At 64.3% G+C, this 21,249-nt stretch carries 18 protein-coding genes; 6 read left to right on the top strand and 12 right to left on the bottom strand.

Annotated features, from left to right (window positions below; all coding sequences use genetic code 11):
- Nucleotides 1–72: 72 nt before the first annotated feature.
- Both ACYVNQ_RS17795 and ACYVNQ_RS17790 read right to left on the bottom strand, forming a co-directional pair.
- Nucleotides 73–789, bottom strand: coding sequence for a lytic transglycosylase domain-containing protein (locus tag ACYVNQ_RS17795; protein ID WP_460904951.1), 717 nt, complete (start codon nt 787–789; stop codon nt 73–75).
- An 18-nt stretch (nt 790–807) separates the two neighbouring features.
- Complete coding sequence (locus ACYVNQ_RS17790; RefSeq protein WP_460903871.1) at nt 808–1,983, bottom strand: glycosyltransferase; 1,176 nt, start codon at nt 1,981–1,983, stop codon at nt 808–810.
- Nucleotides 1,984–2,378: 395 nt separating this feature from the next.
- On the opposite strand from ACYVNQ_RS17790, the gene ispH reads away from it, so the two are divergent.
- Both ispH and hpnH read left to right on the top strand, forming a co-directional pair.
- Entirely contained in the window at nt 2,379–3,323 is a 945-nt protein-coding gene (ispH, locus tag ACYVNQ_RS17785) for a 4-hydroxy-3-methylbut-2-enyl diphosphate reductase (RefSeq protein WP_460903870.1), read from the top strand.
- An 11-nt stretch (nt 3,324–3,334) separates the two neighbouring features.
- Complete coding sequence (gene hpnH / locus ACYVNQ_RS17780) at nt 3,335–4,492, top strand: adenosyl-hopene transferase HpnH (RefSeq protein ID WP_460903869.1); 1,158 nt, start codon at nt 3,335–3,337, stop codon at nt 4,490–4,492.
- 119 nt (nt 4,493–4,611) lie between these two features.
- Here hpnH and ACYVNQ_RS17775 read toward each other — a convergent pair whose 3' ends face one another.
- Together ACYVNQ_RS17775 and ACYVNQ_RS17770 are read right to left on the bottom strand one after the other, a co-directional pair.
- Nucleotides 4,612–4,818 (bottom strand): YbdD/YjiX family protein, encoded by a 207-nt coding sequence (locus ACYVNQ_RS17775; RefSeq protein WP_460903868.1) that lies wholly within the window; start codon nt 4,816–4,818, stop codon nt 4,612–4,614.
- Between the two features lie 13 nt (nt 4,819–4,831).
- On the bottom strand, nt 4,832–6,910 hold the full coding sequence (locus tag ACYVNQ_RS17770; protein WP_460903867.1) for a carbon starvation CstA family protein: 2,079 nt from the start codon (nt 6,908–6,910) through the stop codon (nt 4,832–4,834).
- Between the two features lie 251 nt (nt 6,911–7,161).
- On the opposite strand from ACYVNQ_RS17770, the gene ACYVNQ_RS17765 reads away from it, so the two are divergent.
- Together ACYVNQ_RS17765 and ACYVNQ_RS17760 are read left to right on the top strand one after the other, a co-directional pair.
- Nucleotides 7,162–8,577, top strand: coding sequence for a cache domain-containing protein (locus ACYVNQ_RS17765; RefSeq protein ID WP_460903866.1), 1,416 nt, complete (start codon nt 7,162–7,164; stop codon nt 8,575–8,577).
- On the top strand, nt 8,574–9,218 hold the full coding sequence (locus ACYVNQ_RS17760) for a response regulator (protein WP_460903865.1): 645 nt from the start codon (nt 8,574–8,576) through the stop codon (nt 9,216–9,218). The genes ACYVNQ_RS17765 and ACYVNQ_RS17760 overlap by 4 nt, the downstream gene beginning before the upstream one ends.
- A 125-nt stretch (nt 9,219–9,343) precedes the next feature.
- Here ACYVNQ_RS17760 and ACYVNQ_RS17755 read toward each other — a convergent pair whose 3' ends face one another.
- Nucleotides 9,344–9,952 carry an MlaC/ttg2D family ABC transporter substrate-binding protein gene (locus ACYVNQ_RS17755; RefSeq protein WP_460903864.1) on the bottom strand — a complete coding sequence of 203 codons (609 nt, stop codon included), beginning with the start codon at nt 9,950–9,952 and terminating at the stop codon, nt 9,344–9,346.
- Nucleotides 9,953–10,165: 213 nt separating this feature from the next.
- Between ACYVNQ_RS17755 and hpnN the strand changes: the two genes are divergently transcribed.
- Both hpnN and ACYVNQ_RS17745 read left to right on the top strand, forming a co-directional pair.
- A complete protein-coding gene (gene hpnN / locus ACYVNQ_RS17750) occupies nt 10,166–12,796 on the top strand; it encodes a hopanoid transporter HpnN (protein WP_460903863.1) in 2,631 nt (876 codons plus the stop codon).
- A complete protein-coding gene (locus tag ACYVNQ_RS17745; protein WP_460903862.1) occupies nt 12,793–13,725 on the top strand; it encodes an MlaA family lipoprotein in 933 nt (310 codons plus the stop codon). The genes hpnN and ACYVNQ_RS17745 overlap by 4 nt, the downstream gene beginning before the upstream one ends.
- Nucleotides 13,726–13,864: 139 nt before the next feature.
- On the opposite strand, the gene ACYVNQ_RS17740 is transcribed toward ACYVNQ_RS17745, so the two are convergent.
- From ACYVNQ_RS17740 to ACYVNQ_RS17710, 7 genes are all read right to left on the bottom strand, one after another.
- On the bottom strand, nt 13,865–14,521 hold the full coding sequence (locus ACYVNQ_RS17740) for a phosphorylase (protein ID WP_460904950.1): 657 nt from the start codon (nt 14,519–14,521) through the stop codon (nt 13,865–13,867).
- Between the two features lie 62 nt (nt 14,522–14,583).
- A complete protein-coding gene (shc, locus tag ACYVNQ_RS17735; protein WP_460903861.1) occupies nt 14,584–16,590 on the bottom strand; it encodes a squalene--hopene cyclase in 2,007 nt (668 codons plus the stop codon).
- Nucleotides 16,587–17,849 (bottom strand): hydroxysqualene dehydroxylase HpnE, encoded by a 1,263-nt coding sequence (gene hpnE, locus ACYVNQ_RS17730; RefSeq protein ID WP_460903860.1) that lies wholly within the window; start codon nt 17,847–17,849, stop codon nt 16,587–16,589. The genes shc and hpnE overlap by 4 nt, the downstream gene beginning before the upstream one ends.
- Nucleotides 17,849–18,697 carry a presqualene diphosphate synthase HpnD gene (gene hpnD / locus ACYVNQ_RS17725; protein ID WP_460903859.1) on the bottom strand — a complete coding sequence of 283 codons (849 nt, stop codon included), beginning with the start codon at nt 18,695–18,697 and terminating at the stop codon, nt 17,849–17,851. The genes hpnE and hpnD overlap by 1 nt, the downstream gene beginning before the upstream one ends.
- A gap of 222 nt (nt 18,698–18,919) precedes the next feature.
- Nucleotides 18,920–19,864: a sensor domain-containing diguanylate cyclase gene (locus ACYVNQ_RS17720; protein ID WP_460903858.1), complete on the bottom strand. Its 945-nt coding sequence runs from the start codon at nt 19,862–19,864 to the stop codon at nt 18,920–18,922.
- Nucleotides 19,861–20,481 carry a chemotaxis protein CheC gene (locus ACYVNQ_RS17715; protein ID WP_460903857.1) on the bottom strand — a complete coding sequence of 207 codons (621 nt, stop codon included), beginning with the start codon at nt 20,479–20,481 and terminating at the stop codon, nt 19,861–19,863. The genes ACYVNQ_RS17720 and ACYVNQ_RS17715 overlap by 4 nt, the downstream gene beginning before the upstream one ends.
- Entirely contained in the window at nt 20,474–20,842 is a 369-nt protein-coding gene (locus ACYVNQ_RS17710) for a response regulator (RefSeq protein ID WP_460903856.1), read from the bottom strand. Before ACYVNQ_RS17710 ends, ACYVNQ_RS17715 begins: the two co-directional genes overlap by 8 nt.
- Between the last annotated feature and the right edge of the window lie 407 nt (nt 20,843–21,249).

Genomic DNA, 21,249 nt, shown 5'->3' with positions numbered 1-21,249 from the left:
GGACGACGCGCCCGCTGTCGTGCCGCTCGATATGCGTGCTGCCGCCAACACGCTTCGGTCGATGCGCGGCCGTCAATGCGCGATCGGCATCATCACATTCGGCAACGCCACAGCCTGTGGCACGGTCTGCGAGCTCTCCAGCGCATCGGAAGCCACGCCGGGTGCAGTTACCGGCCCGATGCACACCGTCGTCCAGCGCCGGTCGCAGGCAGCCAGTTGCAATGTGGAAGGCGCCGTTGCAACCGCGTCGCCCGGCACGTCGACCACCGACGCGAACGACTTCACCCGCACGCCGACCATCTCCGCGTAAGCTTTCGAGCCGCCATAACTTTTCAGCGCGGCATTCAGATCGCCGCCGGCAGACTTCATATAGCCGTACAGGATGGCCGAGCCCACCTCGATGTTGGTGTCCGGCTCGGTCAGGTCCTTGACGTTCTTCAATAGCGGCCGGTGCGCGCTCGGCACGACCTGCATCAGGCCAGTCGCGCCGTTTTTGCCCTTCGCCTTTTCCTTGAAGCGCGATTCGATCGAGATGATCGCCAGCAGCAATGCCGGCGGTAGCGCGTACTTTTCCGACGCCGTACGCACGGCGCCCGAAATCTGTACCGCCTTCTCTTTGGCGAGGCCGAATTTTTTCGTCAGGTAGTCGGACAGGCGGTCGATGCGCGGCGCCTCGACCGTCTGCGACTCCGCGCTGCCTGCTGCCGGCTGGCCGCTGCCCGGTTCATCGGCCAGCGCACCGTGCGCCGCGACGAGCAGGATGACGATAGCGGAGAGCAGGCGGCGCAGGGTCATCGGGTGAGCGTCCTATCGTTCCTGTACTGGCGCCTGCACGCGGGCTTTCCATTGCCCGCCCTTGCCACGCCAGTAACGTACTGCCGAGCCAAAGGTCGCGCTGACGTAGAACAGCGCCACTAGCGGCAAAAACGGCGCCCACAGCAGCGAGCGCCCGTAGTAACCGAGCATCGGTGCATAGGCGACGCACATCGCCGCCCACGCGAGCCACGCGGGCCAGCCGAGCGGCCCCAGCACCAGCGCCACGACCGGCGGCGCCAGATAGATGACCGTCATGCCGAGCAGCGTACCGGCCAGCAGCAACGGCGAATAGCGCAATTGGGTAAACGCGGTGCGCGCGATCATGTTCCAGATTTCGCGCCAGTCGTTATAGGGCCGCAACGAGATACTACGCGCCGCGACGTCGAGCCGGATCGGGTGGCGCCCTTCGCCACGGTGCTTGATGCGTGCAGCGAGGCTGCAATCGTCGATCAGCTCCGCGCGGATCGATTCGATGCCGCCCGCTTCCTTGAGCGCCGTGCGGCGCACCAGCATGCAACCGCCGGCCGCGGCCGCGGTGCGATTGCGCGAATTGTTGACCCACGAAAACGGATACAGCTTCGCGAAGAAGAACACAAACGCCGGAATCAGCGCCTTTTCCCAGAACGAGTCGCAGCGCAGCCGCACCATCAGCGATACGAGGTCGCGCTGTTCGGCTTCGGCGCGCGCCACCAGCTGGGTGACGGCTTCAGCCGGATGGCCTATGTCGGCATCCGTGAGCAGCAGGTAGTCGCACGGTACACGCCGTGAACGGACTGCCGCGATGCCCTGCGACTGCGCCCACACCTTGCCCGACCAGCCCGCCGGCAGCGGCTTTGCGCTGATGACGGTCAGACGGTCGGGGCATTGCAGCTTCAGCGCCGCGGCACGGGCGGCCTCGGCGGTGCCGTCGGTGCTGTGATCGTCGACCACGACTACGTGGAAGGCGCCCGGGTAGTTTTGCTGCAACAGCGTCGTGACGGCCTGCGCGATCACGTCGGCTTCATTGCGGGCCGGCACGACCGCCGCGACCGCGGGCCATGTGTCGCGCGCCTGCACCGGCATTAACGGGGCCGGCCGGGCGCGCCAGAAGCCGCCACGCCCGAACAGCAGCACCAGCCAGATCAACAGCGAGAGGCAACCCAGTACGAACAGGATCACGGCGCTCATGCGGCGCCCTCGGACAGCGCCGCAGCGGTGTGACGCGCTGCCAGCAGGTGCGGCGCGTTTGCAACAGCGCAATGTTCGCAATGGTTGTAATGGTGGACTTCCATCCGGCGAGCCTCTAGATTCCACATTCAGAATGCGGCAGTAACACTTGCCGCGCGGTTGGCTATTTTAAATGTTTCCCGGCTAGCCGCGCATTGAGTCATTTTTGCCAGGGCCGATCGACCAACGAGCAGGCGCATAAAGCAAACCCATCGGGTTAGCGTTAGAATGCGCGTTTGGTCTTCAACCTGTGGCTTTTTGTCGGTTTTAAGACGTCAACTAATATATCGACGCGGCGATCGAGTCGTTTTTACCGATTTTATCGCCAACCCGCGTCAGTCGGAGTTCGCCAGCTTATGCGAGTCATCCTTGCTCAACCCCGCGGCTTTTGTGCGGGTGTTGTACGCGCGATCGAAATTGTCGACCGTGCGTTGCAGCAACACGGCGCACCCGTGTACGTGCGCCACGAAATCGTCCACAACCGGCACGTGGTCGATAACCTGCGCAGAAAGGGCGCTCGCTTTGTCGAAGAACTCGATGAGGTGCCCGAAGGCGCAGTGGCCATTTTCAGCGCGCACGGTGTCGCGCAAAGCGTCGAACGGGCTGCCGAGCAGCGCGGTCTCGACGTGCTGGACGCCACCTGCCCGCTGGTCACGAAGGTTCACGTCCAGGGCCGCCAGTATGTGGCCGCCGGCCGCACACTGATTCTGATCGGCCACGCAGGCCATCCGGAAGTGGAAGGCACGATCGGCCAGATTCCCGGCAAGGTGCTGCTGGTACAGAGCGAAGCCGAGGTCGCGAATCTGCAACTGCCGCTCGACGCACCTCTGGCCTACGTTACGCAAACCACGCTGTCGGTCGACGACACCCGTGGCATCATCGACGCGCTGATGAACCGGTTCAGCGACATCGTCGGTCCGGACACGCGCGACATCTGCTACGCAACGCAAAACCGCCAGGCGGCGGTGCGCGAATTGAGCGTGCAGGTCGACGTGCTGCTGGTGGTCGGTGCGACCAACAGCTCGAACTCGAACCGGCTGCGCGAAATCGGCAGCGAAAGCGGTGTGCCGAGCTACCTCGTGGCCGACGGCTCCGAGGTCAAAGCCGAGTGGTTCGCGAACGCGGATACCGTCGGTATCACCGCCGGCGCATCGGCACCGGAAGAAATGGTGGAAAACGTGATCGATGCGCTGCGCGCATTGGGGCCCGTCGACGTTACGACGATGTCGGGCCGTGAAGAGAAAGTTGAATTCAAGTTGCCGTCCAAGTTGACGCAACCACTCGCTGCACGCGAAGTTTAAGGAGAACCGTCTTGTCTATTCCGCTGCTACAGAAAGTTCGGGTCGGCGCCTACATCATGCGCAAGCACCTGTCGGGGAATAAGCGTTATCCGCTCGCACTGATGCTCGAACCGCTGTTTCGCTGCAATCTGGCCTGCAATGGCTGCGGCAAAATCGATTACCCGGATCCGATTCTGAATCAACGGTTGTCTTTGGCTGAATGTCTCGAAGCAGTCGATGAATGCGGCGCGCCGGTGGTGTCGATCGCAGGCGGCGAACCGCTGCTGCACAAGGAAATGCCGCAAATCGTCAAGGGCATCATGGCGCGCAAGAAATTCGTGTACCTGTGCACGAACGCGCTGCTGATGGAAAAGAAGATGGACGATTACGAGCCGAATCCGTACTTCGTCTGGTCGGTGCACCTCGACGGCGACAAGGAAGCGCACGACCATTCCGTGTCGCAGGAAGGCGTGTACGAAAAGGCCGTGGCCGCGATCCGCGAAGCGAAGCGCCGTGGCTTCCGCGTCAACATCAACTGCACGCTGTTCAACGATGCGCAACCGGACCGCGTGGCCGCGTTCTTCGATACGTTGGGGCCGCTCGGCGTGGACGGCATCACGGTGTCGCCGGGCTATGCGTATGAACGCGCGCCGGATCAGCAGCACTTCCTGAACCGCGAAAAGACCAAGCATCTGTTCCGCGAAATTTTCAAGCGCGGCAACAACGGCAAGAACTGGTCGTTCAGCCAGTCGGCCATGTTCCTCGACTTCCTCGCTGGCAATCAGTCGTACCAGTGCACGCCGTGGGGCAACCCGGCGCGTACCGTGTTCGGCTGGCAACGTCCGTGCTATCTGGTCGGCGAAGGCTATGTGAAGACCTTCAAGGAACTGATGGACACCACCGACTGGGACAAGTACGGTACCGGCAACTACGAGAAGTGCGCGGATTGCATGGTGCACTGCGGGTTCGAAGCGACGGCCGTGATGGATACGGTCACGCATCCGCTGAAGGCGTTCAAGGTGAGCCGCAACGGTCCGCGCACCACGGGCGCGTTCGCGAAGGACATTCCGCTCGACAAGCAACGCCCGGCTGAATACGTGTTTTCGCGGCACGTCGAGATCAAGCTCGACGAGATCAAGCGTACGCCGGGTAAGGGTAAGAAGGTTGAAACGGCTGCTGCGGTGAATTGAGCGCGGTCATCGCTTCTTGCTGAGCCCCAGGTAAAAGAGCGCAACGGTGTAAGCCGTTGCGCTCTTTGTTTTTGCGCACGCGGTTTTTGCGCGCGACGATTCAGTTCGAGTTCAGGCTGTCAGCAGCACTTGCCGGCACCCGCGCCGTATCGCGCGTTTTGCCGCTCGCGGAAGAACGCTTCATAGGACATCACCGGCTGCCCGGGATGGGTCGCGCGCATATGCGCGACGTACGTGTCGTAGTCGGGTACGCCCACCATCAGACGCAAGGTCTGACCCAGATAACGGCCGGCGCTGCGCACGTCGTCGCGAAGATCCGAGAACATCGCGCGCTCCTGTTTAATGGGCGCCGCTGGCGCGGGTGGTAGCCGGCATCGCTTCGAACGGCGTTTCATGCGCGGTGGGCAGATCGGCGCGCCGTGCGCGCAGAACAGCCAATACGCCGTACACCACCACGCTGACGACCACGAAGATGAACAGGCCTGCGAGCGCGGCGTCGACATAGTCGTTGAACATGACGCGTTGCATCTGTTCAAGCGACTTCGCCGGTGCAACGATCTTGCCTGCGTCTGCTGCCTCGCTGAGCTTCGCCGCATGCGCGAGAAAGCCGATCTTCGGGTTTGCGTCGAAGATCTTTTGCCAGCCCGCCGTCAGCGTGCAGATCAGCAGCCAGACAGTCGGCACCAGCGTGACCCATGCATAGCGCTCGCGCTTCATCTTGAACAGCACGACGGTGCCCAGCACCAGTGCGATGCCGGCCAGCATCTGGTTCGAGATACCGAACAGCGGCCACAACGTATTGATGCCGCCGAGCGGATCGACCACGCCTTGATACAGGAAGTATCCCCACGCGGCAACGCATAGCGCGGTGGCGACCAGATTGGCCGGCAGCGACTCCGTACGCTTGAGCGCCGGGTGGAAGGTACCCAGCAGGTCCTGCAGCATGAAGCGGCCCGCACGCGTACCCGCATCGACCGCGGTCAGAATGAACAGCGCCTCGAACAGAATCGCGAAGTGATACCAGAAGGCCATCATCGCCTCGCCACCCAGCGCCTGGTGCAGGATGTGCGCCATACCGACCGCGAGCGTCGGCGCGCCGCCGGCACGCGCGATGATCGTCGTTTCGCCGACTGCCTTCGCGGTTTCGGTGAGCATCTCCGGCGTCAGCATGAAGCCCCATTGCGATACCGTTTGCGCGACGGCCTCCGGCGTCGTGCCGAGCACCGCGGCCGGCGCGTTCATCGCGAAGTAGATGCCTGGCTCGATGACCGACGCGGCCACCAGCGCCATGATCGCGACGAACGATTCCATCAGCATCGCGCCATAGCCGATAAAGCGTGCGTTGCGTTCGTTGTCGATCAGCTTCGGCGTGGTGCCGGACGCGATCAGCGAGTGGAAGCCGGACACCGCGCCGCACGCGATCGTGATAAACAGGAACGGGAACAAACTGCCGGACCAGACCGGGCCGGTGCCGTCGACGAACTTCGTCAGCGCGGGCATCTTCAGTTCCGGCGCGACAAACAGAATGCCGATCGCCAGGCCGAGGATCGTGCCGATTTTCAGGAACGTCGACAGGTAGTCGCGCGGCGCCAGCAGTAGCCACACGGGCAGCACCGATGCGATGAAACCGTAGCCGATCAGAATCCACGTGAGCTGCGTGCCGCTGAACGTGAACCACGCGGCGAGTGCCGGTGAATCGTGCACGTGCTGGCCGAACACGATCGACGCCATCAGCAGCACGAAGCCGATTATCGAGACTTCACCGATGCGCCCCGGCCGGATAAAGCGCGTATAGACGCCCATGAAGATCGCGATCGGAATGGTCGCGGCCACCGTGAACGTGCCCCACGGAGAGTTGGTCAGCGCCTTCACGACGATCAGCGCTAGCACCGCGAGGATGATCACCATGATCAGGAACGTGCCGAATAGCGCAATCACGCCCGGCACCGTGCCCAGTTCCATCTTCACCAGATCGCCGAGCGAACGGCCGTCGCGCCGCGTGGAAATGAACAGCACGATGAAATCCTGCACCGCGCCCGCGAACACCACGCCGGCGAGAATCCACAGCATGCCCGGCAGGTAGCCCATCTGCGCAGCCAGCACCGGGCCGACCAGCGGCCCTGCGCCGGCGATCGCCGCAAAGTGATGGCCGAACAGCACGAAGCGGTTGGTAGGAACGTAGTCGAGGCCATCGTTGTGTTTGACGGCCGGCGTCACGCGATTGCCGTCGAGCTGCAACACCTTGTTCGCGATGAAGCGGCCGTAGAAACGGTATGCAATCAGATAAACGCAGACTGCGGCGATCACGATCCATAACGCGCTGACCCGCTCGCCTTGCGCGAGCGCGATGGTACCGAACGCGAAGGCGCCGCATAGCGCAACCGCGATCCAGATGACAAACCCGGAAGCCCGATTCATGGGAGTCTCCTATTTAGTTATACGAATATCGCCCGCTAAACAGCGTTCGAAGGCGGTGTACGGACAACGCGTAGATGCGCTGAAAAGACCAGCGCTGGCGACTGGCCGATGCGCCGCACGGCGCTATGCATGATCGATATGTGCCATGCTCTGGGCGTGTAGTATTCGCTTTCGCCATCAGCGTCACAAGCGCATAACTACGTAAGCGCGCTACGTACAATTACGTAGGCCATCCGGCGGACTTTCCACCGATGAATCTCAAAGCGAAAATATTCCTGCTCGCGATCGTGCCATTCATCGTCGCCATCGCAGGCATCGAATTCGGCGTGCGTCAGCAGGCCACGGCACTCGCGCGTACGCAGCACGCCACGACCCAGACCGCCTATATGGCAAGCAAGGAGATCGAACTGCGTCATTACGTCGATCTCGCCACCAGCGCGATTGCGCCGATGTACGCTGCGGCCGGTGAAAACGGGAGAGACGAGGCAACGCTGAAAAGCCGCGCGCTCGCGATGCTGGAGAAAATGGATTTTGGTCAGGATGGCTACTTTTTTGTGTACGACATGCACGGCCGCTCGTTGATGCACCCGCGCGAGCCCGACCTCGTGGGCCGCGATCTGTGGACGCTGCGCGACCCGGCGGGCGCGCTGACCATCCAGCAACTGATCGCCGCGGCCGCGAGAGGCGGCGGTTACGTGCGCTACATGTGGCACCGGCCGTCCACCGGCAAGCTCGCGCCGAAACTCGGCTATGTCGTGCCGCTCGAGCGCTGGGGCTGGATGCTCGGCACCGGTGTCTATCTGGACGACGTCGATACCACGCTCGCGCGGATCGACGAGCGCGCCTCCGCGAACATCGAGCGCACGATGACGTGGATCGGCGCAATCGCGCTCGCCGGCTTGTGTGTGATTACGTTGTGCGCGCTGGTGCTCAACGTCAGCGAATACCGCAGTGCCGACGCGAAGCTGCGGCGTCTCGCGCAACAGGTGGTTGCGTCGCAGGAAAACGAACGCGCGCGGCTGTCGCGCGAACTGCACGACGGCATCAGCCAGATGATGGTGTCGATCAAACTGTTGCTCGAATCCGCGCTGGCGCGCTTCGAGCGCAGCGAGACGCGCTTGCCCGCCGCGGAGGCCGCGCTATCCACCAGCCTCGCGCGGCTCGGCGACACGCTGCGTGAAGTGCGGCGCATCTCGCATGCGTTGCGCCCGACGATGCTCGACGACCTGGGGCTCGCGGCCGCGCTCGAGCAGCTCGCAAGCGAGCTCGGTGGCGAGTCCGGTATCGCGATCCGCTTCGGGCAGAACGACGTGGCACGCGGCGCCGCGTTGCCGGAGGCAGTAAACACGGTGCTGTTCCGCATCGCGCAGGAAGCGCTGACGAATATCGTCAAGCACGCGCAGGCGTCGCGCGTGGCGCTCGCGCTCGACGTGTCCGCACACGTAGTCACGCTGACGATCGAAGACAACGGGCGCGGCTTCGACGTCGAACGCATACAGGCCGACCCGCACGCGGGGGTCGGTCTGCGCAACATGCGTGAGCGGCTCGCCGCGCTCGATGGCACCCTCGCGCTCGCGTCCCAGCCGGGACACACCGTCGTGCGGGCTCAGGTGCCGGCCCACCTGCGCACCGGCCAGACACCGCTCGCCACCGAGGACCGTGCATGAACGACACCACGCCGAGCGCCGCTCGCCTGATTCTCGTCGACGATCACCCGCTGGTGCGCGACGGCCTGCGCGCCCGTCTCGAAGCCACGCCTGGCTTCGCGGTGGTCGGCGAGGCCGGCAATGCCGACGAGGCGATTGCTCTTGCCAGAGCGCACCAGCCAGACCTGGCGTTGATGGACGTCGGCATGAGCGGCATGAACGGCATTGCGCTGGCCGGCGTGTTTCACGAGCATTTTCCCGAGATCCGGGTGCTGATGCTGTCGATGTACGACAACGTCGAATACGTGACGCAGGCCGTGCAGGCCGGCGCAAGCGGGTACGTGCTGAAGGATTCGCCCGCCACCGAGATCGTTCGCGCGATCGGCGCGGTACTCAACGGCCAGACTTTCTTCAGCGCGGGCTTGGGCGTGCGGATGATCCAGGCCTCGGCAGCGCAAACGCCGCTTGCACGTCTGACGCCACGCGAGCGCGACATTCTGGATGCACTTGCCGAGGGCTTGTCCAGCAAGCAGATTGCGCAGCGCAACAGCCTGTCGGTGCGGACCGTCGAAACGCATCGACTGAATCTGAAGCGCAAGCTCGAGATCGACGGCCAGGCGGAACTGATCAAATTCGCGGTGGAACATCGCCGCAACCGCTAGACGCGCTCGCTACGTTCGCGCCGCATCCGCCCGGCATCAAGTCAGCCGGGCGTACGGTGGTGAAGAAACGAAACGAGATCGGCGCAAGCCTTCACAGGCTCATTGCGCACGCGCACTACGCAAGCTCAGCCGGCGTTGCGCGCGTTGTGAGCGGTGATGAACTTGATCAGGCCGTCGACACCGCCCTTCGAAAGCTGTTCCTGAAACTGCGTCTGATAAACCTGGATCAGCCACGCGCCGAGCATGTTGATGTCGTAGATCTTCCAGCCGTTGGCGGTTTTCTCAAGCCGGTAGTCGATCGAATCGTCGCCGCCGTTGCTCAGCACGTGCGACTGCACGACGATGTCCTTCGCGCCGCTCGGCACGCTGGGCGGCACGAACTGGAACTTCACGTCCTGCGTGCGCAGTTGCGAAAGCGACGCAGCATAAGTGCGCACAAGCAGCAACTGGAATTGCTCGTACAGCTGTTTCTGTTGATCCGGCGTGGCGGTGCTCCATGCCTTGCCGACCGCGATGCGCGTGGTGCGCTGGAAGTCGGTGGCCGGCACGAAGTGGGATTCGACAATGTCGGTGATCTTCTTCATGTCGCCGCCGCGTGCCGCCGGATCGGCCTTCATCGTGTTGACCGTGCCTTCAACCGCGGCCTTGACGACGGCTTCAGGCGCGGTTTGTGCAATAGCCGCGGTGGACATGAAGGCGGCGGCTGCGAGAAAAGCGGTCAGGTATCGTTTCATATGCGGGTACGGTAAGAAATTGGCGCCGGCTCTGGATGTAACAAACAACAAACGGCAGTAGCAAATGGCGAGCCGCGCCGGGACGGCCGAAAGGCCAGTATAACGGCTTTGACAGGCGCTCCCGCCCTTCTATCCGCCGGACCTCGCAATGCGTCTGTATACTTATGCGCTCTTGAAGAAAATGCCATTTAACGACAAAGGCTGTGCGCCTACATGCTGAAGTCATCCATCGTTAGCCTCGCCATTTTTTCCGTGCGCCGCCCGCTGCAGGTGATCGGCGTATCGCTGGCGCTCGCGGTCGCGAGCGGCTACTACGTCGCCCATCACTTCAAGATCAACACGGACGTGAGCCGTCTGGTCGAAAACGACGAGAAGTGGTCCGCGCTCGACAATGCGATCGATCAGGCGTTCCCGCAGCGCGGGCAGACCATCCTTGCCGTGGTCGAAGCGGGCGCGCCCGAGTTCGCGCAAGCAGCCGCCAATACACTTGCTACCGCACTGCAAAAGGAATCGAAGGAGTTCACGTCGGTCACCGAGCCGGCCGGCGGACCGTTCTTCGAACACAACGGCCTGCTGTTTCCGTCGCTGGCCGACGTGCAGTCCACCACGTCGCAGCTGGTCAAGGCCAAGCCGCTGATCAACTCGCTGGCACACGATCCGAGCCTGGCTGGTCTCGCCGACACGCTGAACACCAGCCTGCTGCTACCGTTGCAGATCGGCCAGGTGAAGCTCGCCGACATGAGCCACCTGTTGTCGCAAGCTGCGAACACCGTCGACCACGTGCTCGCGGGTCAGCCCGCTGCGTTCTCGTGGCGCGCGCTGGTCAACAAGAGCGAGGCGGCCACGCCCGCGCGCGCCTTCGTCACGGTGCAGCCGGTGGTCGACTATGCGGCGCTGCAAGCGGGCGCACGGGCGTCGGAGGAAATCCGCAAGACCGCCGCCACGCTCGACCTGGGAAGCCAATACGGCGCGCGCGTCCGGCTGACCGGCCAGCAACCGCTTGCGGATGAAGAGTTCTCGTCGGTGAAAGACGGCGCGGCGGTCAACGGCATCCTGACACTGGCAGTCGTGCTGTTCATCCTGTGGCTCGCGTTGCGGTCGGGGCGCATGATCCTGGCGGTGCTGATCACGCTGTTCGTCGGGCTGGCGATCACGGCCGCGCTAGGCCTGATGATGGTTGGCGCGCTGAACATGATTTCAGTCGCCTTCATGGTGCTGTTCGTCGGGCTGGGCGTCGATTTCGGCGTGCAGTACGGCGTCAAGTATCGCGAGGAGCGGCATCGCGACAATCGTCTGTCGGCGGCGCTCGTCAATACCGCGTACAGCATCGGCGTGCCGTTGACGCTCGCTGCCGTCGCCGTCGCGGAGAGTTTCTTTTCGTTCTTGCCGACCGCGTATCGCGGCGTGTCGGAACTGGGAAAAATTGCAGGTGTCGGCATGTTCGTCGCGTACTTCACGAACATGACGCTGTTCCCCGCCTTGCTCAAAGTGTTCAACCCGCCGGGCGAAGCAGGCTCGCCGGGCTTCCACAGACTCGCCCCGGTCGACGATTTCCTCGACCGCAATCGCAAGCCGGTGCTGATCATCACGCTGGTCGTCATCGTCGGCGCGTTGCCGTTGCTTACGCACCTGCGCTTCGACTTCAATCCGCTGCACCTGAAAGACCCGCATACCGAATCGATGGCCACGCTGCTGTCGCTCAAGGATGCGCCCGAAGCCGGCGTCAACAATGTGCGTGCGCTCGCGCCGAGTCTCGCCGATGCGGACAAGATCGCCGCGCGTCTGTCGAAGCTGCCCGAAGTGGGCCGCACCACGACGCTCTCGACCTTCATTCCGCCAGACCAGCCGCAGAAGATCGAGGTCATTTCGGCCGCGGCGCAGCAACTGCTGCCGGCGCTCACGCAAACGCCTGCACCGCCTGTCAACGACCCGCTACGCGTCGCCGCGCTCAAACGCGTGGCGAACCAGCTGTCGCTTGCCGCCGAAGATCACCCGGGCCCCGGCGCCGCTGACGCGACGCATCTGTCCGCCTCGCTCGTCAAGCTCGCGAATGCGGATGCCGCGACGCGCGATCGCGCCGAGAAAGCCTTCTCCGAACCGTTGCGGATCGCCTTGCATCAGCTGGCCGAGTTGCTGCAGCCCGCTTTGATCACGCCTGAAACGCTGCCGCCCGCGATCGTGCGCGACTGGGTCGCGCCGGACGGCCACGCGCTGGTCGAGATTTCGCCGAAGGTGCCGCCCGGCACCGACCCCGGCGACGACGTGATGCTGCGCCGCTTCGCGCAGGCGGTCAAAACCGCGGAGCCGGCCACCATCGGCGGCCCGATCTCGATCCTGCATTCGGCCAATGTGATTATCCTGTCGTTCCTGCAGGCGGCCGGTTGGGCGCTGATCGCGATCACCACACTGCTATGGATCGCGCTGCGGCGGTTCAGCGACGTGCTGCGCACGCTGATTCCGCTGCTGGTGTCGGCGGTTGTCACGCTTGAGTTGTGCGTGGTGTTCGGCATGCCATTGAACTTTGCGAATATCATCGCGCTGCCGTTGATGCTCGGCGTCGGTGTCGCGTTCAAGATCTACTTCGTGATGGCGTGGCGCAGGGGCGAGACGGGCCTGTTGCAGTCGAGCTTGACCCACGCCGTGATTTTCAGCGCGGCGACCACCGCGACCGCGTTCGGCAGCCTGTGGCTGTCGCACCATCCGGGCACCTCGAGCATGGGACGGCTGCTCGCGCTCTCGCTCTTCTGCACGTTAATCGGCGCTGTGGTATTCCAACCGGTATTGATGGGCAAACCGCGCGTGCGCCGCGCCGTAACAAAGAAAAAGCAAAGGATAGATGCATGAAGATGCGAAACGCCGCGCTGGCGCTGGTCGCCACGGGCTTGATCAGCGGATGCGCAACCGGCCCCGATCGCAAGGCGGGAGATCCGCTCGAGCCGATGAACCGCGTGATCTTCACGGTCAACGACAAGGTCGACCAGGCCGTGGCCGTGCCGATTGCGAAGGGCTACCAGAAGGTGACGCCGCAACCGGTCCGGCAGGCCGTCAGCAACTTCTTCTCGAATATCGGCGACCTCGACAACTTCGCCAACAGCATGTTGCAGCTGCACATCACCGAAGCGATGGAAACGCTGATGCGCTTCACGATGAACTCGATATTCGGCGTTGGCGGCCTGTTCGACATCGCGACGCAGGCTGGTTTGCCGAAGCATCGGCAGGACTTCGGGCTGACGCTTGGCCGCTGGGGTATGCCGTCCGGCCCGTATCTGGTGCTGCCGCTGTTCGGGCCTAGCTCGTTCCGCGACAGCGTCGGCTTTGCCGTGGATTTCCGCTTCAATCCGATTCACTACATGGAATGGCAGCCGCGCACGGTGCTGTACGGCGTGCAGTTTGTCAGCGTGCGGTCCGATCTGCTGGGCGCGACAAGCCTGCTGGAGCAGGCGGCGCTCGACAAGTATTCGTTTGTCCGCGACGCGTATACGCAGCAGCGCCGCGCGCTGTTGCGCGGCACCGGCGCGCCCGCGCAAGCGCTGCCCGACTATGGCGACGAAGAGTCCGGCGCGACGCCGGCAGAACCGGCATCGGGCACGCCCGGCGCGCCGGGCGGCGTGCCGATGTACACCGATCCGGGCGATGCCACGGCGCCGGGTGGTGCGGGTGGTGCAAGCGGCAACGGTCCGGCAGTGCCGGACTACACCGATCCGGGCGACTCGTCGGCTGCGCCGGCCGCCCCGGCATCCGGCGGCGCAGCGCCCGCAACGACGCCGAAATAGGTGCGAAGCCGGGCGGCGGGCGGCTGGTATCGGCCGGCTGTGCCCCGCGAGCTTCGCCCAGCAACAAAAAAGCCGGCGGATTCCTGCAATCCGTCGGCTTTTCGCTTTATGGGCGCACCACCATGCGCCACCTCGCGCGCTATCCCAACCGCAGCGCGCCCGCCTGCTCAAGAGCGCGGCGCGCGGCGACCAGCGACTGACGTGCCGCGCGGGCATCGCCGGCCAGCTGGATCAGCGGACGGATCTGCGCCGGGTCCTTCAACAGCTCGCGCAGGATCGGCAGGATCGCGGTGCTGCCATCATCGCGCAGACCCGCCGTGGCGGCAGATGGCAGCGTCCGGTGCGCCGGGTCGACAATCGCGCGACACACCGCGAACGGCAGGCCGTTGGCCTTTGCAATAGCGCCAGCCACATGCGACTCCATATCGACAGCCAGCGCGCCGGTGGCTCGGTGCCGCGCTGCCTTATCGGCCGCGCCGATCAGCGGCGCTGACACCGAAGCCTCTCGGCCGCGCCGCAATCTGGCCGCAAGCGGCGTCGCCGCGAGCGCCGCGGCAATTCGCCCGGACCACGCGACATCAGTGATGATCGAACCCGACGGTCCATCCACCGCATCGGCAACGATCAGCGCGCCGGGCTCCAGATCGGGCGCCAGCCCGCCCGCCGTGCCGAAACTGATAATGCCGGCACAGCCGCGCGCTACCGCCGCCTTCAGCGCAGGCACCAGCAGCTCCGCGCGTGCCGCGAACACCGCTTCGACACCGTCGCCGCGCGCGATGCGCGCTTCGAACGCCATCCCGGTCACCGCGATGACCGGCAACGCGTGGCCACGCGCGGCGGCAGCCGGGACGCGCGCGCTCACATGCCGACCTTGACGCGCGGATCACCGCCGCGCTTCAGATCCCGGTAACGAGCGAGTGCCCACAGCGGGAAGAACTTGCGATACCCGTGGTAGCGCAGATAGAAAACCCGCGGAAAACCAGTCGCGGTGAAGCGCGTTTCATCCCACAGGCCGTGGTCTCGCTGCTCGCGCATCAGATACTCCATACCGCGCGCCACCGCCGGATGGGCGACCTGGCCCGCCGCCATCAGCCCGAGCAGGGCCCACGCGGTTTGCGACGCGGTGCTCGTCGCGCGCTCGTAGCCGCGGTATTCGAGCTTGTAGCTGGTGCCGTCTTCGCCCCAGCCGCCGTCCGGATTCTGGATCGACACGAGCCATTGCGCGGCGCGCTTCATGCACGGATCGTCGAACGGCATGCCGACTGCGTTCAACGCGCCCAGCACGCTCCACGTGCCGTAGATGAAGTTCATGCCCCAGCGGCCGTACCAGCTGCCGTCGGCTTCCTGCTCTTTCAGCAGATAGTCGTACGCGCGGCGCGCCGGTTCGCTATTGGCCGGCAGTTCGCCCATTTGCGCGAGCATCGACAGGCAACGCGCCGAGACGTCCGCGGTCGGTGGATCCAGCAGCGCGCCGTGATCGGAGAACGGGATGCTGTTCAGGTGATAGTGGGTGTTTTCCGGCTCGAACGCACCCCAGCCGCCGTCGCTGCTCTGCATGCCGATTACCCATTCGCGCGCCCGCGCGATCGCGGCGTCGTAGGCGTCGGTCTGCTGTTCCTGCGCCGCGCGATGCATGGCCATCACGACCACCGCGGTATCGTCGACGTCGGGATAGTGGGCATTCGCATACTGGAACGGCCAACCGCCCGGCCGCACGTTCGGCCGGCGCGAAATCCAGTCGCCGCGCACGTCCAGCACCTGCAGCGGCACCAGCCAGTCGAGCCCGCGTGCGGCGGCCGCGGCGGCGGTCTGGTCGCCGGTTTCGAGCAGCGCATGCGCGACCAGCGAGGTATCCCACACCGGTGACAGGCACGGCTGGCAGTACGCTTCGTCTTCGTACACAGCCAGCAGCTTGTCGATCGAACGGCGTGCGATCGCGCGATGCGGATGGTCGGCCGGATAGCCGAGCACGTCGTACATCATCACCGAGTTGGCCATCGCCGGGAAAATCGCGCCGAGGCCATCTTCGCCGTTCAGGCGTTCATCGACGAAAGCCAGCGCGGCCTGAACCGCGCGTTCGCGCGTGCGCTTCGGAAACAACCCATCGACCGCGCGCAGCGCGACGTCGACACAACGGAAAAAGCCGAACCAGCCTTTGCTTTGATGCGCCGCGCGCGGCAGCATCCCGGTGTTGACCGGCGCGGCGACGAACAGCTCGTCGATGCGCACGCCACGCGGATTGCGCGCCACCGGCTGCTTCGCGTTCAGCACGAGCAGCGGCACGATCACCGTGCGCGCCCAGTACGACACCTTCGACAGATGGAACGGGAACCACTGCGGCAGCAGCATCATCTCGACCGGCATCATCGGCACGGCGCGCCACGAGATCACACCGAACAGCGCCAGCATCACGCGCGTGAACACGTTGACCGCTTCTGCGCCGCCATGTGCAAGCACCGCGTCGCGAGCGCGACGCATGTGCTCCGCGTCTTCCGGGTCGCCGATCATCTTCAGCGCGAAGTACGCCTTGACGGTGGCGGAGACGTCCATCGCGCCGTCGGTGAACAGCGGCCAGCCGCCGTCCGGCAGCTGGATGCGGCGCAGGTAGCGCCCGATTTTCTGCTCGAGTTCGGGGTTCGCCGTTTCGCCCAGATAGTGGACCAGCAGCACGTATTCAGCCGGAATCGTCGCGTCTGCCTCGAGTTCGTAGACCCAGTGGCCATCGGTTTGCTGGTCGGCGAGAATCGCGTGCGACGCGCGCGTCACCGCGGCGTCGAGTGTGTCGGCGCGGACCGGCAAGTCCGCCATGCCGGCATCGAGGTTGGCTGCTGCACCCAGCTGCTGGGCGAGGGATAAATCGTTCATCGGCGTTCCATCGGTTCATTCAGGAGCAGATCGGCAGCCTTCTGGCCTGAACGGATCGCTCCTTCTATCGTCGCGGGCAGACCGGTAGCCGTCCAGTCACCTGCGATCATCAGATTATTCCAGCGCGTGCGCGCGGCCGGACGGTTCATTTCCTCGTCCGGCAGCGCGGCGAACGTCGCCCGTTTTTCCACGACGATCTGCCACGGCGGCAGCGCCTCTTGCGGGAGGCCGGCTGCCTGCGCGACGTCGTTCCAGATCGTCTGCGCGAGCGTTTCGTGCGGCATATCGACGAGGCGCGCCGCATTGTAAGCCGATGCGGACAAACGGCCACTCGATGCCGCGAGCCAGTCCGCCGTGCCGTTGATCAGCGCCAGCACCGGCGGATGCCCGGCCGGCGGTTCGATCGCGAAATGCGCGGTGACCACCGACGAGAAGCGCTGCGGCGCCGGCAAGCCCGGCACCAGTGCCTGCGCAACCTGCGGCGGCACTGCCAGCAGCACGGCTTCGTCCGCTTCGAGCATGATCCGTTCGGCGCCGATCTGCAGCGCGGCGGCACGGCCGTCGGCGAATTCGATTTCCTTCAGGCGCGCATCGAGCCGGATCGACGCGCCGCCATGCTGCAGCAGACGCAGTGCCGGGTCGACGAACGCACTGCTCAGGCCGTTGCGCGCAACCAACGGCCGACACGAATCGCCGCCGTCGATCAGCGTCTCGCGCAGCACCGTCGCGGCCAGTTCGGCCGTGCCGTCGCGCGGCTCGAGATTGAACATCGTCAGCAACAGCGGGCGCAGCATCCGGTCCCACAGCACGCCGTTGCAGCGCATCGTTTGCGCCAGCGTTCGGCCCGGTTTGGCGAACAGCAACGGCACCAGCGTCAGATAATCGGCGAACTTCGTATGCGGCACACGGGCGGCGGTATCGAAGACCCACCACGGCACGCGTCCTGCCGACGGCCGCACGCTCCAGCGTGCGCGCGTCGCCAGATCGGCGAAGGCGAATTCGGGTTGAGTCGGCCCGACCAGTTCGTCACCCGCGCCGATCGCGCGCAGGTAGTTCAAGGTGGCATGGTTGCCCGACACCACCACATGATTGCCGTTGTCCACGGTCGCGCCAAGCGCCCGGTCGTAATACGAGCGACAGCGCCCGCCAGCCTGCTCCGCCGCCTCGTACAGCATCACCTGGGCGCCGCGCCGCTGCAATTGGACCGCCGCGGCGAGACCTGCAAGGCCTGCGCCGATCACGTGAACAAGCTTGCGCATCAAAAAATGGCGTACCGCGCGAGAATCCACAAGAGCCGCGCACGCGGCTTGCGGACCTTGGTGCGCGGAATGTCGAACCCGCGATCGACGGTGCGCTCGAGCAGGCAGCGGTACACGCCGGACATGATGCGCGGCGCGCGAACCTGGGCGCGGGCGCAGTGGTCCATGATCGCGTCCGACGCGGCGAAATGCTGTTTCGCACGTTCCGCGAGCGTCGCGCATACACGCGGCAGCGAAGGATCGTCGGCGATCATCGCCGGGCTCGTCACGGCAATGCCTTCGCGCGCAAGCAACTCGCGCGGCAGATAACAGCGGTTCAGTTCCGCGTCTTCGTCGATGTCGCGCAGGATGTTGGTCAGCTGCAACGCGCGGCCCAGATGATGGGACAGATCGCGCCCGGGCTGCTCTTCCATCCCGAATATCCTCACCGATAGCCGGCCCGCCGCGCTCGCGACCCGGTCGCAGTACAGGTCGAGCGTGGCTTCATCGGGTGCGCAGATGTCGGCTTCGGCATCCATCGCCATACCGTCGATCATCGCGTGAAAGTCTTCGCGCTGCAGATGGTACGTATGGATGTGCCGCGTCAGCTCGCGCAGCGACGCACGCGGCGCGCCGGCGTAGCACGCGTCGATGTCGGCGCGCCAGCGCTCGAGCGCGGCGGCCCGTTCGGCAGGCGGCTGGTTGCCGTCGGCGATATCGTCGACAGCGCGGCAAAACGCATAGACCTGGTACATCGCATCGCGCTGCGAAGCCGGCAAAATGCGCATCGCCAGATAAAACGAGCTGCCCGAGGACATGGCAGCGGCGTCGGTTTGTGTATCGTCCACGACTAGATTGGAAACGGCCAAGACAATCTCCGCTGAGGCGCCCGTGGCAAGGCGATCAAGAAGTCATGCCTACCCGCAGGGCAAGCCGCCCGCGCGCGCGGACACGCGCGAAAAAATATATGCCAGCAGGGTTGCCGGAACGGGCGCAAGTATACCAGCCCTCAAGGCCCGTCGCTGGCAGGCTGACATGTAGCTTTCCAGGCGGGCCAAAGCGTGCGGCCCGCGACTGGCGCGGCAGAGCAACTAGATGAAGGCAACCGAGCGGTTGCGACCTTGCCGCTTCGCGGCATAGAGCGCGGCGTCGGCTTCGTTGATCAGCGCTTCGTACGCCGGCACGCCGGTGCGGGCAGCCGCGCCACCGACGCTTGCCGTGACCGGCACGCTGTTGCTCTGCACTTCGACCGGCGTATTGCCGATCGTATTGCGGATCTTTTCGGCGACCAGCATCGCATCTTCCAGCGTCGTGCACGGCAGCAGCAGCGCGAATTCCTCGCCGCCGAAGCGTCCGAAGGTATCCTGCGCCCGCACCACGCCGGCCACGCGCTGCGCCATCTCGCGCAACACCGAATCGCCGACCGAATGGCCGAACTGGTCGTTGATTTTCTTGAAGTGATCGAGATCGAACAGCAGGATCGACAGATCGCCGCCGTAGCGCTGCCAGCGCGTGTATTCGTCGCGCAGGCGCGCTTCGAAATAACGGCGGTTCGCGATGCCGGTGAGGCCGTCGCGGTCTGCGTATTCCTTCAGTTTCGCGACCGCTTCCTCGCGCTCGCGCTGCACGATGCTGACATGCGTGACGTCCGACACGGTCACGCACACGGCTTCGACCTCGCGCTCACGCATCAGCGGCATGAACGTGCAGTCCTGCTGCATGAAATCGACGCCGCCGGTAATCGGCCGGTCGTGATCGAACTTGAACAGATACGGGCGCTGCTCCCACGAGCTGAACGCAAAGCTGCCGAGCTGGAACACGCTTTCAAGCTTGCGCGTCAGCCATACGCGGGGCAATTCGGGAAAGCTGGTGAAAATCGACTTGCCGACCACCTGCTCGGCCGCGAGGCCGCTGTGGTCCTGCATAAAGCGGTTCCACATCAACACGTTCATTTGCCGGTCCAGCACGAAGATGCCGAAACCGACGCGTTCCACTACCAGATCGCTAAGAGAAGATGAGTTCGATGGTGCATTCATATACTGGACAACAACGCGTCAAGCGCGTGACTAATGTGCCGGATCGAGTCTTCGGCCATCAGCATCACGAGGTGAGCGCGAAAACTCTGGTCTTCCAGCGAAAAATTGACTTCGACGAGCAGCGCGACTTCCCATGCGAGCACCGTCGGCTGGAATACGTCGTCGAGCGTCATGGCCGCGCCGAGCATGCCCGGCGGCGAAAACACCGGCGTGCGGCCGAGCTGCTCGAAAATGCACGATACGCATGCGCCGGTCAGCACATTGGCGACGTCGAAAATCAGCTCTTCCTCGCTGGTCGCCTCGTACGCGGACTTTGCGTACGGATCGGACACCAGCATGCACAGCTGCTCGATGCAGTCGCTCTTGCAAATTACCAGCGCCTCGCCCTTGATGTCCGAGCGAAACCCCTGGCGCACCGCGCTTACCGTGTCGTTGATGCCGGTCATCTCGCGCAGCGCCTGCGCCGTCTCGCGTACCGCTACCACCCGTACGCGCGGCACCGACAGCTCGATGAAAGCATCCAGCAGCATCGCCAGCCGCTTGGCGGCCTGGCCCATCGCGAGATTCGCGACTTCCTGCAGCGCATCGCGCTGATCTTCGTTGAGAGCGTCACGCATACAGCCCGTACTCCTTGAGGATGGAAAGGACCGCCTCGGAAGTCACGGGTTTCGCGATAAAAGCCATCGCGCCCAGCGTACGCACGCGTTCGCGCGCCATCGGCTGGATATCCGCGGACACGACTATCACAAACGTGTTCAGATCCTCATGCTGCAAGGCCTCGAGTACCTGATAGCCGGTCATGTCGGGCATCGTCAGGTCCAGGAACATCACCGATGCCTTGCCTGCACGGTACAGTGCGAGTGCTTCGCGCCCATTGGTCGCGTAGCAGATCTCGACGTCCCAGTCAGGCGGCAGCGCCTTTGTGAGCACCTTACGGGCAAGCAGCGAATCGTCGGCGATCACAATGGGCAAAGGCATGGCGGCAGATCGGAAAACGGAGTTGTCTCGTGCGTGTTATCGGCGGTGAGCGACAGTTCTTTAATAACCGTCGGACGATTTCGTGCAGATGAAGCGCTCCGGCGTTGAAGGCAACGCAAAAAAACGGAGGTCAAGGTGGACGAGCGCAGCGCTCCGCTGTGCAGGACCGTCATACGTGCCAGATAGCCTGCACGCGACGAAAGACGATAATGTGACCGGCATTTTCGAACCCACCCCGTAGCAGAAATGTGCGTGACAGGACGGGTAGAGCCGTTCCGTGGTGCCCCGCTGACATCCGCGAACTGCACAGTCGCCACGTGGCTTGTTCGATGCCGGGCGCCCTCGCGTCAGCGCACCCGAACATGGCGGATGCATCGTTTTTGTGTGGCGCAATTCTCAAAGCAAAC

The sequence above is a fragment of the Paraburkholderia jirisanensis genome (assembly GCF_054782355.1).
Note: the sequence above shows the minus strand (reverse complement) of the source record. Positions and strands in the feature narration are given on the sequence as shown.

What these genes read in the sequence shown, in the direction of transcription:
- ACYVNQ_RS17755 (WP_460903864.1), bottom strand. Translation starts at nt 9,952, where the DNA reads ATGAAACGATACCTGACCGCTTTTCTCGCAGCCGCCGCCTTCATGTCC.
- ACYVNQ_RS17745 (WP_460903862.1), top strand. Translation starts at nt 12,793, where the DNA reads ATGAAGATGCGAAACGCCGCGCTGGCGCTGGTCGCCACGGGCTTGATC.
- ACYVNQ_RS17715 (WP_460903857.1), bottom strand. Translation starts at nt 20,481, where the DNA reads ATGCGTGACGCTCTCAACGAAGATCAGCGCGATGCGCTGCAGGAAGTC.
- hpnE (WP_460903860.1), bottom strand. Translation starts at nt 17,849, where the DNA reads ATGCGCAAGCTTGTTCACGTGATCGGCGCAGGCCTTGCAGGTCTCGCC.
- ispH (WP_460903870.1), top strand. Translation starts at nt 2,379, where the DNA reads ATGCGAGTCATCCTTGCTCAACCCCGCGGCTTTTGTGCGGGTGTTGTA.
- ACYVNQ_RS17760 (WP_460903865.1), top strand. Translation starts at nt 8,574, where the DNA reads ATGAACGACACCACGCCGAGCGCCGCTCGCCTGATTCTCGTCGACGAT.
- shc (WP_460903861.1), bottom strand. Translation starts at nt 16,590, where the DNA reads ATGAACGATTTATCCCTCGCCCAGCAGCTGGGTGCAGCAGCCAACCTC.
- ACYVNQ_RS17770 (WP_460903867.1), bottom strand. Translation starts at nt 6,910, where the DNA reads ATGAATCGGGCTTCCGGGTTTGTCATCTGGATCGCGGTTGCGCTATGC.
- ACYVNQ_RS17790 (WP_460903871.1), bottom strand. Translation starts at nt 1,983, where the DNA reads ATGAGCGCCGTGATCCTGTTCGTACTGGGTTGCCTCTCGCTGTTGATC.
- ACYVNQ_RS17765 (WP_460903866.1), top strand. Translation starts at nt 7,162, where the DNA reads ATGAATCTCAAAGCGAAAATATTCCTGCTCGCGATCGTGCCATTCATC.
- ACYVNQ_RS17775 (WP_460903868.1), bottom strand. Translation starts at nt 4,818, where the DNA reads ATGTTCTCGGATCTTCGCGACGACGTGCGCAGCGCCGGCCGTTATCTG.
- ACYVNQ_RS17740 (WP_460904950.1), bottom strand. Translation starts at nt 14,521, where the DNA reads ATGGCGTTCGAAGCGCGCATCGCGCGCGGCGACGGTGTCGAAGCGGTG.
- ACYVNQ_RS17710 (WP_460903856.1), bottom strand. Translation starts at nt 20,842, where the DNA reads ATGCCTTTGCCCATTGTGATCGCCGACGATTCGCTGCTTGCCCGTAAG.
- hpnN (WP_460903863.1), top strand. Translation starts at nt 10,166, where the DNA reads ATGCTGAAGTCATCCATCGTTAGCCTCGCCATTTTTTCCGTGCGCCGC.
- ACYVNQ_RS17720 (WP_460903858.1), bottom strand. Translation starts at nt 19,864, where the DNA reads ATGAATGCACCATCGAACTCATCTTCTCTTAGCGATCTGGTAGTGGAA.